A 17317-nucleotide genomic window follows, 5' to 3' on the forward strand; every position below is an offset into this window, starting at 1 on the left:
CGCGAACGGGAGCCGCGCACGCCCATCCGCTGAGGTGTGTGTGAGCGGCACTGGGTGCGAACGGCTGCCGTCGCCCCCTCTATCGAAGGAGTTGACCATGTCTGTTGCCGTACCGGCCGAGTCGGCCAAGGAGATGTCGGAGTTCGACCTGGACGTGCGTGTCGAGCTCGACGAGCCGACGGCCGCGCACAGCGCCTCCACCGGCACGCCCGCGGCGTCCATCATCTGGTGCACCGTGGTCGCGCCGGCCTGTTAGCAGCCAGGACCGCGCGGGGCCCGGGCCGAGCCCGGGCCCCGCGCGGCTCGCCGACGGCGGAATTCTCGCCGGTGCCGAACGTGAACGGGAGAGACGGGAGAGACGGCCCCATGTCCGGAGACCACGCGATGTTCCACGCGGAGCCCACCGGGATGCTCCGCGTCCCCCTCCTTCCCCACTCGGCCACCGAGACCCGCGCACACCTCGACCCGCGCGACCGCGAACAGGTCCGCCGGTACATCGACGCGCTCCTGACCGACGAACGGGTCGAGGAAGCCCTCGCCGTCTCCAGCCCCTCGCTGCACCGGACCGTCGAGGCGCTGCGCGCGGGCGCCCCGATGAAACCCGGCGCCCTGCGCAAGCTCACCCTCTCGGCGACGCGCTACGTCCTGCGGGGCGCCAGCCGCGCCACCCCCTTCGGACTCCTGGCGGGTGTCGCCCCGGTGTCCTTCGGCGAGGGCTACCAGGTCCGGCTGGGCACCCGGCACCGCAAGGCGGTGCGCCCGGACGGCGGCTGGCTGACCGGCGTGCTCACCGCCTGGGAGGGCGACCTCGAGGTGCTGCGGGCGCTGCGCGTCGTGGCGAACGACCTGGGCTTCGCACGCGGGCAGCGCTGGGTGCTCCCCTGCGGCTACGACGCGAAGGACCCCGCCGGCTCCGACGAGCCGGCCACCGACGAACGGCGGCGCGAGGGGCGGACCGCCCAGGAGATCTCCGTACGCCACACGGCGGCCGTGCGGACCATCCTCGCGGCCACCCGGCACCCCCGCCCGGCCGGGGGCCTGCTGAAGACCCTCGACGAGGCGTACCCGAACGTCCCCGCGTCCGCCAAGGAAGGGCTTCTCGTCGAGCTCGTCCGCCAGGGCTTCCTCCTCACCGAGCTGCGCCCCCCGCTCGGCGAGACCGACCCGCTGCGGTACGCGGTGGAGGTCCTCAAGTCCGTCGGCCATGCCGACAAGGCGGGCGAACTGGCCGCCATCGGCGACCTGTTGGAGGAATACGGCGCGGAGGGCCTCGGTGCGGGGCTCGGCCGCTGGAAGAAGGCCCTGGACGCGATGGGCGGTCTGCGCGCCGATGACCGGCCGATCCAGGTCGACATGCGGCTGGACGCCGAAGTCACCCTGGACCGGGAGGTGTTGCGGGAGGCGGAGCGCGCGGCCATGGCGCTGTGTCTCGCCGCGCCCGACACGATGCCGACGCCGGACCTGCGGGAGTACCGTGACGCGTTCGTCGAACGCTACGGCACCGGCCGGGCCGTGCCGCTCGCCGACGTCCTCGACCCGCACACCGGCCTGGGCCCGCCGGCCGGCTACGACCATCCCAAAAGCGAACGGCGCACGGCGGAAGCCGGTGAGCCGAGCGAACGCGACCGGGCCCGGAACGAGTTCCTGGCCGAGCTGGCCCTCACCGCGATCGCGTCGGGCGACCGCGAGGTGGTGCTCGACGACGCGGCGCTCGACCGGCTGCGCGGCTCCGGAGCACCGCCCCCGGCCGCGCTGGAACTCTGCGCCCATCTGACCGCCCCCTCGCGGCGATCCCTCGACGAGGGCGACTTCACGCTCGTGCTCTCCCCGTCGACGGGATCGCCGGCCCCGGGCGCGCTCTTCGGCCGGTTCGCCTATCTCCTCGACGACGTGGAGGAGGTGGGCGAGTTGGCGCGCCGTTCCGCCGCCGACTCGGCACGGGACGGCGCGCTCCAGGCACACCTGGACTTCCTGCCCCTGAGGGGGCGCGACGCCAATGTGGCCCGCGTCCGGCCGTTCTGGACCGAGCGGGTCGCGGTGGGCTGCTTCGCGGACCGCGCCTCGCCCGCCGTGCGGGGAATGGGCGATCTCGCACTGGCCGCCGACCCGGACCGGCTGTATCTCGTGGACGCCTCCACCGGAGAGGAGATCAACCCGCGGGTTCCGACCATGCTCGACCCGCGGCGCGCCCCCGCGGCGGTCCGACTGCTGCGCGAGGTGCCGACGATGGGCATCTGGCCCTCGTGCGTATGGACATGGGGGCGCCTCTCCACCCTCCCCCACCTGCCCCGCGTCCGGTACGGCAGGACGGTCCTCGCCCCCGCCCGATGGCGGCTGACCGACCCCGGCCTGTTCGACTCCGCCCTCCCCGACGCGGAGTGGGAGCGCCGCCTGGACGACTGGCGGGCGCGCTGGAAGGTGCCCGACCGGGTCGCCGTCGGCGGCGGCGACCACCGGGTGGAGCTGGACCTGACCGCCCCGCTCCACCGCATGGTGCTGCGGCGCGAACTCGGCCGCGGCAAGGACGTGACGGCGTACGAGACTCCCGAGGACGCGGGGGCGGGCGACGGCTGGCTCGCCACCGACTCGGGGGCGTTCAGCAGCGAACTGGTGATACCGCTGCTGCCCGCCCGACCGGCGCCCGGCGCGTCCCCGGCCGTCCGGGCTCCGGCCGTCCGGGCTCCGGCGCGGCGGATCCGCCCGGTCGGTCCGCCCGTCCCACGGCACAGCCGCGACTGGCTCTACGGCAGGCTCTACACCTACGCGGGCCGCCAGGACGAGGTGCTGGCCGAGCATCTGCCCCGGCTGCTGGCGGCCCTGCCGCCCGCGGTGGACCGCTGGTTCTTCATCCGCTATGCCGATCCGGGCGGCGCGCATCTTCGGCTGCGGTTCCACGGCGACCCCGCCACGCTCCACGGCGAGCTGACACCGGGCGTCCTCGACTGGGTGGAGCGGTTACGCGATCTGCGCCTGGCCGGGGCGTTCGTCATCGACGGCTATGAACCCGAGACCCACCGCTACGGCGGCCACGAGGCCATCGAGGCCGCCGAGACGGTCTTCCACCACGACAGCGTGGCCGCCCTCGAACAGCTCCGGCTGCGGGCGGCCGGCGCGGTCACCGTCGAGCCGCAGGTGCTCGCCGCCGCCAACTACCTCGACCTCACCCGCCAGGTCCACGGCGACCGGTGGACCGGCTGGTGGCTGCGCGACCCGCGGGACGAGGAGCACCACGCCTACTTCCGGGAACGCCGTGGGGCGGCACTCCGCCTGCTGGACGGCGGGTTCCGGGCGACGCTCCCCGCCGAGGGCGCGGCCACGGCGCTCGCCGCCGTCGACGCCAGGGCGGTCGCCATGCGCGCCTATGCCTCCGTGGCCGCCGACCCATCGGTGCTGGCGAGTGTGTTGCATATGCACCACAACCGGCTGATCGGCACTTCACGCAGCTCCGAAGCCCGTTCGCTGGCGGTGGCGCGTGGCCTCGCCCAGGCCGACCACGGACGGCGGAGGCACCTCGGATGACGGCGGAGGCATCTCGGATGGCGGCGGAGGCATCTCGGATGGCGGCGGCACCAGCCGGGCGGTGGGATCCCGACACGGTGGTGGCCGAGATCTCCGCCCGTATCCGCGACCACGTCACCGACACCGGCACCGGGGACTTTTCCGCTGCCGGGCTCGGCATGGGTGCCTCGGGGGCGGCGCTGTTGCTCAGCGAGCTGAGCAGGAACGACCCGGGCCTGCGCCCGACCGTCCACGCCCTGCTGGCGGCGGAGGCCGGGTACGCCGGTGCCAGAGGTCCCGGGCTGATCACGGGCCTGGGCAGTCTCGGCTTCGCCGCCAAGCACGCCGCCCGCTCGCCCCGGGACTACGCCACCGTACGGGGCCGGGTGGACACGACCCTGCGGCATCGCCTCAAAACGGTTCTCGATGCCGAGCATGAGCGAATGGAATCCGGTGTCCCCGGGGCGGACCGGGAACACTTCGACGTCATCTCCGGTGTGACCGGCCTCGGCCGGTACTTTCTCGCCGAGCCGTCCGACCCCGAAGCGGTCCACGACGTGCTGCGGTATCTGGTCGCCCTCACCGAGCCCGTCAGGGCCGCGGCCAGGCCGTTGCCCGGCTGGTTCAGCCCCCCGTGGCCCGCCGCGCTGGACCCGCGGCGCCGGGAGTGGGTGCTCGACCTCGGCCTCGCCCACGGCATCGCCGGGCCGCTCGGGCTGCTGTCCCTGTGCTGGACGCGCGGACCGCGCGTCCACGGCCACGACACGGCCATCCGCCGTATCGCCCGGTGGCTGATGAGCTGGCGCCAGGAGGACCCGGGCGCGGGCCCCGGCTGGCCCGGTACGGTCTCCGCCGACCAGGAGCTGGCCGCCACCCGGCCCGCCCTGGGGCCGGGGCGCGTGAGTTGGTGCTACGGCGCTCCGGGCATCGCCCGCGCGCTCCAGCTCGCCGGAGTCGCACTGGGCGAGGAGGCGTGGGTGAACACCGCGGCGCAGGCGATGAGGGCGGTGTTCGCCCGCCCCGACGGACTGCGGGCGCTGGACGATCCCGGGCTGTGCCATGGCCTCGCGGGGCTGGCCCGGATCACCGGGCGCATCGCCGACGACCTGGACGACGGGTGGCTGTCCGCGCGGGCGGACGAGCTCGCCGAGCGGCTGTGCGCCCGCTTCGACCCCGGCACGGCCTTCGGCTTTCCCACCGCGCCGGTGCTGCCGCTGCGGCCGGAACCGCTGGACGCGCCGACGTTCCTGGAGGGCGCGGCGGGCGTCGCCCTCGTGCTGCTCGGCCGGAGCACACCGCCCGCCGGGACCGCCGAGGGTGCTGTGCCGTGGGACGCCGCCCTGCTTCTGGCGTGATGCGAGGTGGCGAGCGGCGGGCCGCTCGCCATTTTCCCCTTGCCCGCCGTTCCCCCTTGCCCGCCGCGACCGATACTGGCCGCGTCCGGCCCGCTACACGCCGTCCGGGTCGGCGCGGTCCAGGGCGGGGTGGGCGGCGGGGGTGGTTTCGGCGAGCAGATAGTCCGCGGCGGCGGTGTCCGTCACCAGGCTGGTGACCAGGCCGGACCTCAGCACCGCCCCGATCGCCTCGGCCTTGCGGCGGCCGCCCGCGATGGCCACCACCTCGGGGATCCGCCGCAGCCGGTCGGCCTCCACGGTGATGCAGCGCTCGCCCAGGTCGCGGCCGATGCGGCGGCCCTCGGCGTCGAAGAGGTGGGCCGACATCTCGGCGGCGGCGCCCAGGCTCTCGTAGTGCGCCCGCTCCTTCTCCGTCAGCATGTCGTAGACCGTGGAGATCCCGGCCTCCCAGGAGCCGATGGAGACGCAGGCCACGGTGACCTTGTCGAAGTACTCGAAGGCGCGGGCGATACCGGTCTGGCCGCGCAGGGCGTCCGCGGTGGCCGTGTCCGGCAGCAGCATCGGCGCGTAGATGGGGTGCGCCTCACCGCCCGAGACGGCGGCGGCGCGGCGCACCGCCTCGACCGAGCCGCGCTCGGCCGTGCCCGCGTCGTACACGCCGGTGAGCTGGACGACGGTGCACGGGGGCAGCCGGTGCAGCGCCGCCGCCATGTGGATCGTGGACCGCCCCCAGGCCAGCCCGAGCACATCGCCCTCGGTCACCAGCTCGCCCAGCAGGTCCGCGGCGACCTCGCCGAGGTTCTCCGGGTCCGGGGTGTCCGCCTCGGCGTCGGCCGGGGACTCCACGACGACCGCGTGGCGCAGCCCGTAGCGGGCGCGCAGGGCGTCGGAGCGCTCCGCGTCGAGCTCGGCGGGAACCCGGATCTCGATGCGCACCAGATCGCGCTCGAGCGCCGTCTCCAGCACCCGCGCGACCTTGAAGCGGCTGACGCCGAACTCCTCGGCGATCTGGATCTTGGACTTGCCCTCGAGGTAGAAGCGGCGCGCCATGGCCGCCGCCTGCACCAGTTCGGCGGGTCCCATCCGCGTGGCTGAACGGCCCGTCGACACCGCGGTCTCCTCACTATTCACTGTCCGGACTCACCGTTCATCCTGTCAGAAACGGCGGAGTTGGTTCGCCCTTCACCCTTGAGTTCACCGACCGGTAGCTACGTCGCCTCATGTTCCGGGGATGCCGGTTGCCTTCTCGGCGAGCCGGCGCAGTGCCTGTACGGCCTTGGCCGGGTCGTCGGCGCCGTAGACCGCCGAGCCCGCCACGAACACATCGGCGCCCGCCTCGGCGCACCGCTCGATGGTGGCGGCCGAGACCCCGCCGTCCACCTGGAGCCACATCTGAAGCCCATGCTTGTCGATGAGCTGCCGGGTGCGGCGGATCTTCGGCAGCATGATGTCCAGGAACGCCTGGCCGCCGAAGCCCGGTTCCACGGTCATCACCAGCAGCATGTCCAGCTCGGGCAGCAGATCCTCGTACGGCTCGATGGGCGTGGCCGGCTTGAGCGCCATCGAGGCCCGCGCGCCCTTGGCCCGGATCTCCCGCGCCAGCCGCACCGGCGCGGCCGCGGCCTCCACATGGAAGGTGACCGAACCGGCGCCCGCCTCGATGTACTGCGGCGCCCAGCGGTCCGGGTCGTCGATCATGAGATGGCAGTCCAGCGGGGTTTCCGTGGCCTTGCCCAGCGACTCGACCACCGGAACCCCGAGGGTGAGGTTGGGAACGAAGTGGTTGTCCATGACGTCGACGTGGAGCCAGTCGGCACCTTCGACCGCCTTCGCCTCATCCGCGAGGCGGGAGAAGTCCGCGGACAGGATGCTGGGGTTGATCTGCAAGGCCATGCCCCCAGCCTCCCACGGCCCGCGCCGGTCCATGGAGCCGGGATCATCGCGACGGCCCGCACCGCTGTGATCACTTGGGTATCCGCTCCGATCGACGCACGCCGACGGAGCCAGGACCATGAAGAAGTCGAAGGAAACCCCTAGACCTCCACTAGACCTCATCTGCGCACAGGCAACCCACCATGACGAGAGACCCAATACCCCGGCGTCCCCGCACCGCGGTGTGCGCGGCGCTCACCGCGGCCGTCGTCGTATCGCCGGTCGCCGGAGCCGGACCCGCCTCCGCCGCGGCCGCGGCACCGCGGCCGGTCTGCGTCTCGCACCAGTCCGGGCTGGCCGGCAAGCTGTCCAAGGACATCGCCGCGGCGCTGCGCCACCGGCCCGGCACCACCGCGATCAGCCTCCGCGACGACGCCACCCACACCCGCTGCACGCTGCGCGCGAACCAGCGGTTCGACTCCGCGAGCGTGGTGAAGGCGACGGTCCTGGCGACGCTGCTGTGGGACGCGCAGCGCCACCACCGGCCGCTGACCAAGGCCGAGAGGACCCTCGCCAAGGCCATGATCACCAAGTCGGACAACGCCGCGACCAGCAAGCTGTGGAAGAAGCTCAAGGCCTCCCGGGTCAAGGCGTTCCTGCGGGCGGCGGGCATGGACGCCACCGTGCCCGGCAAGAACGGCTACTGGGGCCTCACCCGGATCACCGCGAACGACCAGGAACGGCTCCTGGACCTGATCACCCACCCGAACACGGTGCTGAGCGACGCCTCCCGCCGCTACATCCTCTCGCTGATGGGCAAGGTCATCCGCGAACAGCGCTGGGGCACCCCGGCCGGCGCCCCGGGCGGGGTGCGGATCCAGGTGAAGAACGGCTGGCTGGAGCGGGCCACCCACGGCTGGCGGGTGCACAGCATCGGCGCCTTCACCGGCGGCGGCCACAACTACACCCTCACCGTGCTCACCCAGGACAACCGCACCATGAAGGCGGGCGTGGCCACCATCGAGGCGGTGGCGCGCGCGGTGCACAAGGACCTCAACCCCGCCGCCCACGCGGCCACCGTCTACGCCCCGACCGACCGGCCGCAGGAGGCGCTTCCGGCGGTGCCCAAGGACTGACGCGCCGCCCGGCGCGGCTGCGCGACGCCCCGGGACGCTGAGCCCCGGGACGCTGAGCCCCGGGACGCTGAGCCTCGGGGCGCACACTTCGGGGAACGCGCGAGAAGGACGGGCGCGGTCAGCGGCTACGGCGCGAACGGGCGCGGTCAGCCCGTGCGGCGCAGCAGGGCCAGATACATGGCGTCCGTACCGTGCCGGTGCGGCCACAGCTGGATGTCCGGCCCGTCGCCCAGCTCCGGCACCCCGGGCAGCAGCGGACGGGCGTCGATCCACTCCGCGGCGACGGCCGGGCCGCCACGCCCCTTGAGGACGTCCTCGACCACGGCCCTGGTCTCGGCCGGATGCGGGGAGCAGGTCGCATAGCCGACCACGCCGCCGATCCGCGCCGAGGCCAGGGCCTCCCGCAGCAGCCCGCGCTGCAGCGGGGCGAAGCCGTCGAGGTCCTCGGGGCGGCGCCGCCAGCGCGCCTCGGGGCGGCGGCGCAGCGCACCGAGCCCGGTGCACGGCACATCCACCAGCACCCGGTCGAAGGCGCCCGGCCGCCACGGCGGGCGGGTGCCGTCCGCGGCGATCACCTGGTACGGGCCGGGGTTGCCGGCCAGGGCCCTGGCCACCAGCCGGGCCCGGTGCGGCTGCTTCTCGGCGGCCAGCAGCGCGGCGCCGCGCTCCGCGGCGAGCGCGGCGAGCAGCGCGGCCTTGCCGCCGGGGCCCGCACAGCCGTCCAGCCAGCGCCGGTCCTCCCCCTCCAGCGGCGCGTTCGCCAGCGCGAGGGCCACCAGCTGGCTGCCCTCGTCCTGCACCCCGGCCCGCCCCTCGCGCACCGCCTCCAGCGCCCCGGGCTCGCCGCCCTCGGTGAGCTTCACCGCGTACGGGGACCAGCGGCCCGGCACCGCGGACCCCTCGCCGACCGCGTCCAGCAGCTCCCCGGCCGTGGACCGGCCGGGCCGGGCGACGAGGGTGACCTCGGGCCGTTCGTTGTCCGCGGCCAGCAGCTCCTCGATCCCGGAGCTGCCGCCGCCGAGCGCGTCCCACAGGGCGGAGACGACCCAGCGCGGATGCGAGTGGCGGACGCCCAGATGCTCCTCGGGGTCCTCGTCGTAGGGCGGGGCCACCCGCTCCAGCCAGCCGTCGAGGTCATGGGCGGCGATCCTGCGCAGCACCGCGTTGACGAACTTGGCCCGCCCGTCGCCGAGCACCACCCGGGCCAGCTCGACGCTCGCCGAGACGGCGGCGTGGGTGGGGATACGGGTCCCCAGCAGCTGATGGGCGCCGAGGTTCAGCACGTCGAGCACGGGCGGATCCACCTCGCGCAGCGGGCGGTCCACGCATTCGGCGATGATCGCGTCGTAGGTGCCCTGATGGCGCAGGGTGCCGTAGACCAGCTCGGTGGCGAGCGCCGCGTCCCGGGCGTCGAACCGCGGCCCGCCCGCCTCCGCGCTCTCCCGCGCCTTGCGCAGCAGGGGCGGGAGAACGAGGTTGGCGTACGCGTCCCGTTCGTCGACCGCCCGCAGCGCCTCGAAGGCGAGGATCCGCACGGGGTCCTTCTGCGGGCGGCGGTACGGCTTGCCTGGCCGGTTCGGGGCGTGGGGACGGCTACGACGGGGCTGGTCGGTCACGGGAAATGTGCTCCGGGGGACGGATCGGGCGTGAAGGGACCAGCCTACGTCGCCGGGGCCCCGGCGGCCGTGGGGCCGCCGTCCAGGGCCACTCCGTCCACGGCCGCCACCTCCGCGGCCATGCCGGTTGCGCTCGCTCCGTCCGCGGCGCATCCGTCGCCCGTCGCGTCCGGCTGCTCGAACTGGGTGCGGTACAGCTCCTCGTAGCGGCCTCCGGCGGCCAGCAGCGCGGTGTGCGTACCGCGCTCCACGATCCGGCCGTCCTCGACGACGAGAATGAGATCCGCCGCCCGGACCGTGGACAGCCGGTGGGCGATCACCACCGCGGTGCGCCCCTCCAGCGCCTCGCCGAGCGCCTCCTGCACATCCGCCTCCGAGGTGGAGTCCAGATGCGCGGTGGCCTCGTCGAGGATCACCACCCGGGGCCGGGCCAGCAGCAGCCGGGCGATGGTCAGCCGTTGGCGCTCACCGCCGGAGAGCCGGTAGCCGCGCTCGCCCACGACGGTCTCAAGGCCGTCGGGCAGGGACGCGATCAGCCCCTCCAGCCGGGCCCGGCGCAGCACCTCCCACAGCTCCTCGTCAGTGGCCTCCGGCCGGGCCAGCAGCAGATTGGCGCGGATCGAGTCATGGAAGAGATGGCCGTCCTGCGTGACCATGCCGAGGGTGGCGCGGATCGAATCGGCGGTCAGATCGCGGACGTCCACCCCGGAGAGCCGTACGGCGCCGCCGTCGGCGTCGTAGAGCCTGGGCAGGAGCTGCGCGATGGTCGACTTCCCGGCGCCGGAGGAGCCCACCAGCGCGACCATCTGGCCCGGTTCGGCCCGGAAGGACAGCTGGTGCAGGACCTGGACGCCACCGCGGGTGTCCAGGGTGGCGACCTCCTCCAGGGAGGCGAGGGAGACCTTGTCCGCGGCCGGGTAGCCGAAGTCGACGCGGTCGAACTCGACGGACACGGGCCCGTCGGGGACCTCCCGGGCGTCCGGCTTCTCCTTGATCAGCGGCTCGAGGTCGAGCACCTCGAAGACCCGCTCGAAGCTGACGAGGGCGCTCATCACCTCGACCCGCGCCCCGGCCAGCGCGGTCAGCGGCGCGTACAGCCGGGTGAGGAGCAGCGCGAGCGCGACGACGGCGCCGGGGTCGAGCCGCCCGTGCAGCGCGAACCAGCCGCCGAGGCCGTAGACCAGGGCGAGGGCCAGGGCGGAGACGAGGGTCAGCGCGGTCACGAAGGAGACCTGGACCATCGCGGTCCGCACCCCGATGTCCCGCACCCGCCGGGTCCGCGCGGCGAACTCGGCCGACTCGTCGGCGGGCCGGCCGAAGAGCTTGACGAGAGTGGCCCCGGGCGCGGAGAAGCGCTCGGTCATCTGGGTGCTCATCGCGGCGTTGTGCGCGGCCGCCTCGCGGCGCAGCTTGGCCAGCCGTCCGCCCACCCGGCGCGCGGGCAGCAGGAAGAGCGGCAGGAGCACCAGCGTCAGCAGGGTGATCTGCCATGAGATCCCGATCATGACGACCAGGGTGAGCAGCAGCGTGACCATATTGCCGACCACCCCGGAGAGGGTGTCGCTGAACGCCCGCTGTGCGCCGATGACGTCGTTGTTGAGCCGGCTGACCAGCGCACCGGTGCGGGTCCGGGTGAAGAACGCCACCGGCATCCGCTGGACGTGGTCGAAGACGGCGGTGCGCAGATCGAGGATCAGCCCCTCGCCGATGTTCGCCGACAGCCAGCGGGTCAGCAGCCCGAGAGCCGCCTCCGCCACGGCGATCGCGGCGATGAGCCCGGCCAGCCCGAGCACCGTGTCCTGTCCCGAATGGTGGACGATCGCGTCCACCACCCGGCCGGCCAGCAGCGGTGTCGCCACCGCGAGCACGGCCGTGACCGTGCTCAGTACCAGGAAAAGCTGCAGCTGACGGCGGTGCGGACGGGCAAAGCCGCCGATGCGGCGCAGTGTCTCGCGGGAGAAGGGCCGCCGGTCGTCGCTGGCATTGGACGCCTGATACAGGGAATGCCAGGCGGTCACTTCGATGTCCATCACGTACCTCCGAGGTCTCGTGAGGAACGTAGGACTTCAACATAGGTTGAAGTCAACATCCGCCGCCCCGGCGCGCCCGATGGCCGCCTATCGGCCCTGGGGACGTCCCGAGGATCGCCGTGCCGCCGGGCCGGGCCTCGGCCCCGTGGCGTGTCCCGCCGGCGCGGCTTCAGCCGTGTGGCCCGGCCCGCTCAGCCTCCCAGCCGCTCGCCCTCCGCGATCCGCACCCCGCGCGCCCAATCCGCCGCGAGCATCGGCTTCTTGCCCTGCGGCCGCACCCAGGTCAGCTCGACGGCATGGCTGCCGGTGCCCACGTACACGGCCTTCTTGGTCGCGGCCAGCCGGCCGGGCTCCAGATCCGTACGGTCCGCCACCGGCCGCGCCGAGACGACCTTCAGCCGCTCCTCGCGGAACGTGGTCCACGCACCCGGGGCGGGGGTGCACGCCCGCACCAGCCGGTCGACGCGCAGCGCGGGCGCCGTCCAGTCGATCTCCGCGTCCTCGACGGTGATCTTCGGGGCGAGCGAGATGCCCTCGGCCGGCTGCGGCACCGGGAGCAGGGTGCCGTTCTCGATGCCGTCCATCGTCGCCTCGAGCAGCCCCGCACCGGCGAACGCGAGCCGGGTCAGCAGATCGCCGCTGGTGTCGGTGGCCCGCACCTCCTCCGTCACCACCCCGAACACCGGCCCGGAGTCCAGCCCTTCCTCGATCTGGAAGGTCGAGGCGCCGGTCATCTCGTCGCCCGCGAGCACGGAGTGCTGCACGGGAGCCGCGCCCCGCCACGCGGGGAGCAGCGAGAAGTGCAGATTGACCCAGCCGTGCGCGGGGATTTCCAGCGCGGCCTTGGGCAGCAGCGCGCCGTAGGCCACCACCGGGCAGCAGTCGGGGGCGATCTCGCCGAGCCGGGCGAGAAACTCCGGATCGCGCGGCTTGGCGGGCTTGAGCACCTCGATACCCGCCTCCTCGGCCCGCTCGGCGACCGGGCTGGCGACCATCCTGCGACCGCGCCCGGCGGGCGCGTCGGGACGCGTCACCACGGCCACCACCTCGTGCTTCTCCGACGCGATCAGCGTGTCCAGAGCGGGCAGGGCGACCTCGGGGGTACCGGCGAAGACGAGCCTCATAGGTGGCGAACTACCTCTCACACAGCGGATACGGCGGAACCTCGGACAGCTCTGCAGTCTATGGTCCGCCGGCCGAGGGGGCGTACGGGCGGACTCCCGCACGCCCCGGACCGTGACCGACGGGCGGGTGCCGCGTTGGTCAAGGCAGATTGACCGCATCGGGCCGCTGCCGCGGCCCGATGCGTTTCCCGCCGCCCGCTCGACTCCCCCGATCCGGCATCAGCCCCCTCCGATCCCCCATCCCCATCCCCCTCCCCCAATCCCCATCCCCCGTCAACGCCCGTTCGAGAGGCTTCTCCATGGCCGACCACGCAACTCATGACGCCCAGGCACGGGCCAGCCTGCACCTCCTGGTCCGGGACATCGAGCGGGTCCGCCGGCAGGTGGACGCGCTGCGCACGCTCACCGCCCAGCTCGGCAATGTCTACCGCCCCCGGCGCACCGGCCCGTCCGCCGGTTTCGTGGTCTACGGACGCGCTCCGGCCCCCACCGTGCGGCTCGCCCAGGAGCTGCGCGACAGCGTCGAGACGCTGGTCACCGCCGCCGTCGACTTCGACCGCTCGCTGGGCTTCTCCTGGGACGCGGTGGGCTCCGCACTCGGCGTCACCAAGCAGGCGGTGCACCGCCGTTACGGCTCGCGCCGGGCCGCCGCGCAGAACGCCCCCGAGGGCGGCGAACCGACCCCGGGCCGCCCGGCCGAGCCCGCCGCCGTCCCCTCGGTGCCCGCCGCGCGCACGGTCCCGCCGCAGTCGACGCCGTCCCTCCGCGAGGACCACCGCCCCAGCCCCTTCCCCAGCCCCCGCCACGGCTGATTGGGCGCCCCCAGCAAGCCCAAGCCCCGGAAAACTCCGCGGCACCCTGCCACTCGCTCTGGCTGTCGAGGCGAGCCAATGCCCAGGCCGGAGCCGGGGCCGAGGTCAGCCAACGACCAGACCGGGGCCGGCCACTACCCGAACCGGGGCCAGGGCAGACCAACGCCCAAACCAGGATCAGCCCAGGTCAGCCGATGTCCAAGGGATCCACCCGCACCGCGGGATCCTTCTCCCCCCTCGCCAAACGGCCCGCCTTCGCCTCCTTGAGGGCCGCCGCCAGAGCGCTGCCCTGGCCGGGGCGTACCCGCAACAGCGCGCGCTCCCAGACCTCGCCCGGCGGCGGGTCTCCGGGGCGGCGCGGGCGTCCGGGAGGCGCCGGGGGCAGCGGGACCGGGCCCAGGGTCTCGGCCCCCTCGGGCAGCCCGGCCGAGGCGATCAGCTCGGCCACCGCCTCCGCGGGGCCGGTCACCGCCGCCATCCGGGAGATCGGCGGAAAGCCCAGCTGGGACCGTTCGGCCAGCTCACGCGCCGCATAACCGGCCGGGTCCCAGCGCACCAGCGCCTGGACGGGCCGCTGCGTCGGCTCGGCCATGATCACCACGGTGCCGCCCCGGCCGTCGCCCCCCTCGCCCCCGCCCCCGTCACCGTGGCCGCGGACCAGCGAGGCCGCCTCCAGCCAGTGGCGCAGCGCGTCCTCACCGGCGCGCAGATCGGGGCGGCCGAGCAGGGCCCAGCCGTCGAGCAGCAGCGCCGCGGCGTAACCGCCCTCGGCGACCGGCTCGGCGCCCGGAGTGCTCACGACGAGCGCCGGACGGTCGGGGACGGAGGTCAGCACATGGTCGCGGCCGGAGGTGCGCACGGGCACGTCCGGAAAGGCGCGGCCCAGCTCCTCGGCGGTGCGCCGGGCGCCGACTACGGACGCCCGCAGCCGGACGCCCCCGCACTCACGGCAGTGCCAGGCGGGTTCGTCCCGCCCGCACCATCCGCACACCAGGTGCTCCGCGTCCCGCGCCTCCAGCGGGCCCGAACAGTGCGCACAGCGCGCGGGCTCCCGGCAGCGCTCGCAGGCCAGCTTCGGCACATAGCCCCGGCGCGGCACCTGCACCAGCACCGGGCCCCGGGTCAGCGCCTCCCGTACGGTCTGCCAGGCGAGTGTGGGCAACCGGGCGGCACGGGCCTCCGCGTCCCGGGCCACCTCGCCCTCGTCGACGGTACGGATCAGCGGGGCGGCCGCGCGGACCTGTTCGCGGTCGGCTTCGAGCGGCCGGGCCCAGCCGTTCTCCACCAGCTGGGCGGCCTCGACGGTGCGGCCGAGGTCACCCAGCAGAAAGCCCGTCTTCTCATGGACGGCGCGGAGCAGCAGCACATCGCGGGCGTGCGGCTGCGGCAGCCGGTCGTCGCTGTGGCTGCGGTCCCCGTCGTCCCAGATCCCCACCAGGCCGAGGTCCCGGACCGGTGCGAACATCGCCGCCCGGGTGCCCACCACGGCCCGGACCGAGCCCCGGCTGACCGCCAGCCAGCGGCGGTAGCGCTCCTCGGGCCCGAGGTCGGCCGTGAGCAGCACATGCCGCCCCGGGCCGCCGAGCACCTCCGTGAGCGCCGCGTCCACCCGCTCGGCGGTCCGCCCGTCGGGGACGACGACGAGCGCCCCGCGCCCGGACGCGAGCGTGGCGGCCACGGCGGTGGCCCACTCGCGGGGCCAGTGCGGCCCGGGCAGCGCGGTCCATATGGCCCGCGGCCGGTCACCGCGGGCAAGCGCCTCCAGGAACCCGGGCCCGGCCGGATAGCGCGCCCAGCTCCCGGGCGCGGGCGGCTCGGGCGGCGGCAGCGGCGGCGGTGACGGCTCGCCCTCGGCGCGGGCGTTGCGCTTGGGCATGGCCAGTTGCAGCACGTCGGCGAGCGATCCGGCGTACCGGTCGGCGACCGCCCGGCACAGCGCCAGCAGCCCGGGCCCCAGCACCGGCTCCGGCGAGACCACCTGCGCGAGCGCGGCCAGCGGGCCCCGGTAGTCGGACTCGGCGACGCGCTCGATGATGTACCCGTCGAGCAGCCCGCCGCCCTCGCGCCGCCCCTCGCGCACCTTCCCCGTCCCGGCCCCGAACCGCACCCGCACCCGCACCCCGGGCCGGGCCTCGGCGTCCATCTCGGCCGGCACCGCGTAATCCCACAGCTTGTCGAGGTGGACCGGCCCCTTGTCCACCAGCACCCGCGCCACGGGCAGCTCCCCGGCCAGCTTGGCCCCCCGCCAGGTCCGCGGCCTGGCCCGCTCCCCCTTGGCCTTGCGCACGGTCTCCCGAATGAGCGCGAGCTGCTCCCCCTCCGACGCCTCCGCCGGATCCTTCGGCCGCTCGTTGTCCCTGCTCACAGATCAAGTCTTAGCAGACCGCACGGACAGCGACGGACGCGAAGGCCCGGACGCCGAGGGGCGTCCGGGCCTTCGCGGAAACCGTGACCGAAGCGGGGGTCCTACAGGCCCGCCGCCGCGCGGAGGGCGTCGACGCGGTCGGTGCGCTCCCAGGTGAAGTCGGGGATCTCGCGGCCGAAGTGGCCGTACGCCGCGGTCTGGGCGTAGATCGGGCGCAGCAGGTCGAGGTCGCGGATGATCGCGGCCGGGCGGAGGTCGAAGACCTCGGAGATGGCCTTCTCGATCTTCTCGGCGTCGACCGCGGCGGTGCCGAAGGTCTCGACGAAGAGGCCGACCGGCTCGGCCTTGCCGATGGCGTACGCGACCTGCACCTCGCACCGCTGGGCGAGGCCGGCGGCCACCACGTTCTTGGCGACCCAGCGCATGGCGTAGGCGGCGGAGCGGTCGACCTTGGACGGGTCCTTGCCGGAGAAGGCGCCGCCGCCGTGGCGGGACATGCCGCCGTAGGTGTCGATGATGATCTTGCGGCCGGTGAGGCCGGCGTCGCCCATCGGGCCGCCGATCTCGAAGCGCCCGGTCGGGTTGACCAGCAGGCGGTAGCCCTCGGTGTCGAGCTTGATGCCGTCCTCGACCAGCTCGTTCAGCACGTGCTCGACCACGAATTCCCGGATGTCGGGCGCCAGCAGCGAGTCCAGGTCGATGTCGGAGGCGTGCTGCGAGGAGACGACGACGGTGTCCAGGCGGACCGCCTTGTGGCCGTCGTACTCGATGGTGACCTGCGTCTTGCCGTCGGGGCGCAGGTAGGGGATGGTCCCGTTCTTGCGGACGTCGGACAGCCGGCGGGAGAGCCGGTGCGCCAGGTTGATCGGCAGCGGCATCAGCTCGGGCGTCTCGTCGCAGGCGTACCCGAACATCAGGCCCTGGTCGCCCGCGCCCTGCTTGTCCAGCTCGTCTTCCTCTTCACCTGCGGCGGCACCCTCGACCCGGAGCTCGTAGGCGGAGTCCACACCCTGGGCGATGTCGGGGGACTGTGAGCCGATCGACACCGAGACGCCGCAGGAGGCGCCGTCGAAGCCCTTCTTCGACGAGTCGTAGCCGATGTCGAGGATCTTGTTCCGCACGAGCGTCGCGATCGGGGCGTACGCCTTGGTGGTCACCTCGCCGGCCACGTGCACCAGGCCGGTGGTGATCAACGTCTCGACGGCGACCCGGGAGGTCGGGTCCTCCTTGAGGAGGGCGTCGAGGATGGTGTCGCTGATCTGGTCAGCGATCTTGTCGGGGTGGCCCTCGGTCACGGATTCCGAGGTGAACAGGCGGCGGGACACATCGCTCCCTGGGGTTGCAGCGGCTGCTGGCTGATCATGGTCGGACCGCTCGGGAGCTGCGCCCGGTGCGGTTCCTGGGCCAGTTTATCCGGCACGTCCACCGGTCAAGCATCCCCGTCCCACAGAACGGGCAGGCCCGTGACCGGGAACATACCTTGCCTCAAGCCGAAATACAGCCCCACCC

Annotated in this window: 12 protein-coding genes; 5 read left to right on the plus strand and 7 right to left on the minus strand. The window is 74.0% G+C overall.

The features are described from left to right. Positions 1-97: 97 nt before the first annotated feature. The 3 genes from J8403_RS08890 to J8403_RS08900 all read left to right on the plus strand — a co-directional run bounded on the left by J8403_RS08890 (position 98) and on the right by J8403_RS08900 (position 4853). Entirely contained in the window at positions 98-256 is a 159-nt protein-coding gene (locus tag J8403_RS08890) for an FDLD family class I lanthipeptide (protein WP_161500536.1), read from the plus strand. 110 nt (positions 257-366) lie between these two features. After that, the gene (locus J8403_RS08895; protein WP_211122697.1) at positions 367-3519 is read left to right on the plus strand and encodes a lantibiotic dehydratase; all 3153 of its coding nucleotides are present in this window, start codon (positions 367-369) and stop codon (positions 3517-3519) included. A 38-nt stretch (positions 3520-3557) separates the two neighbouring features. Further along, entirely contained in the window at positions 3558-4853 is a 1296-nt protein-coding gene (locus tag J8403_RS08900) for a lanthionine synthetase C family protein (protein WP_246585766.1), read from the plus strand. A gap of 93 nt (positions 4854-4946) precedes the next feature. Here J8403_RS08900 and J8403_RS08905 read toward each other — a convergent pair whose 3' ends face one another. Continuing rightward, a complete protein-coding gene (locus J8403_RS08905; protein ID WP_203348700.1) occupies positions 4947-5936 on the minus strand; it encodes a sugar-binding transcriptional regulator in 990 nt (329 codons plus the stop codon). Positions 5937-6071: 135 nt separating this feature from the next. Further along, positions 6072-6746, minus strand: a complete 675-nt coding sequence (gene rpe, locus J8403_RS08910) for a ribulose-phosphate 3-epimerase (protein ID WP_211122699.1) — start codon at positions 6744-6746, stop codon at positions 6072-6074. 182 nt (positions 6747-6928) lie between these two features. On the opposite strand from rpe, the gene J8403_RS08915 reads away from it, so the two are divergent. Continuing rightward, the gene (locus J8403_RS08915) at positions 6929-7861 is read left to right on the plus strand and encodes a serine hydrolase (protein WP_211122700.1); all 933 of its coding nucleotides are present in this window, start codon (positions 6929-6931) and stop codon (positions 7859-7861) included. A 146-nt stretch (positions 7862-8007) separates the two neighbouring features. Here the strand turns inward: J8403_RS08915 and J8403_RS08920 are convergent, their stop codons facing one another. The 3 genes from J8403_RS08920 to fmt all read right to left on the minus strand — a co-directional run bounded on the left by J8403_RS08920 (position 8008) and on the right by fmt (position 12631). Next, positions 8008-9477 (minus strand): RsmB/NOP family class I SAM-dependent RNA methyltransferase, encoded by a 1470-nt coding sequence (locus tag J8403_RS08920; protein ID WP_211122701.1) that lies wholly within the window; start codon positions 9475-9477, stop codon positions 8008-8010. Positions 9478-9521: 44 nt separating this feature from the next. Then, complete coding sequence (locus tag J8403_RS08925) at positions 9522-11507, minus strand: ABC transporter ATP-binding protein (protein WP_211122702.1); 1986 nt, start codon at positions 11505-11507, stop codon at positions 9522-9524. A 191-nt stretch (positions 11508-11698) separates the two neighbouring features. Continuing rightward, on the minus strand, positions 11699-12631 hold the full coding sequence (gene fmt / locus J8403_RS08930) for a methionyl-tRNA formyltransferase (protein ID WP_211122703.1): 933 nt from the start codon (positions 12629-12631) through the stop codon (positions 11699-11701). Positions 12632-12930: 299 nt separating this feature from the next. Between fmt and J8403_RS08935 the strand changes: the two genes are divergently transcribed. After that, positions 12931-13443: a hypothetical protein gene (locus tag J8403_RS08935; RefSeq protein ID WP_211122704.1), complete on the plus strand. Its 513-nt coding sequence runs from the start codon at positions 12931-12933 to the stop codon at positions 13441-13443. Between the two features lie 187 nt (positions 13444-13630). On the opposite strand, the gene J8403_RS08940 is transcribed toward J8403_RS08935, so the two are convergent. Together J8403_RS08940 and metK are read right to left on the minus strand one after the other, a co-directional pair. After that, positions 13631-15808, minus strand: a complete 2178-nt coding sequence (locus tag J8403_RS08940) for a primosomal protein N' (RefSeq protein WP_211122705.1) — start codon at positions 15806-15808, stop codon at positions 13631-13633. A gap of 101 nt (positions 15809-15909) precedes the next feature. Then, positions 15910-17133: a methionine adenosyltransferase gene (gene metK / locus J8403_RS08945; protein WP_211122706.1), complete on the minus strand. Its 1224-nt coding sequence runs from the start codon at positions 17131-17133 to the stop codon at positions 15910-15912. Between the last annotated feature and the right edge of the window lie 184 nt (positions 17134-17317).

It is taken from the genome of Streptomyces yatensis (assembly GCF_018069625.1).
GTDB classification, from domain to species: domain Bacteria; phylum Actinomycetota; class Actinomycetes; order Streptomycetales; family Streptomycetaceae; genus Streptomyces; species Streptomyces yatensis.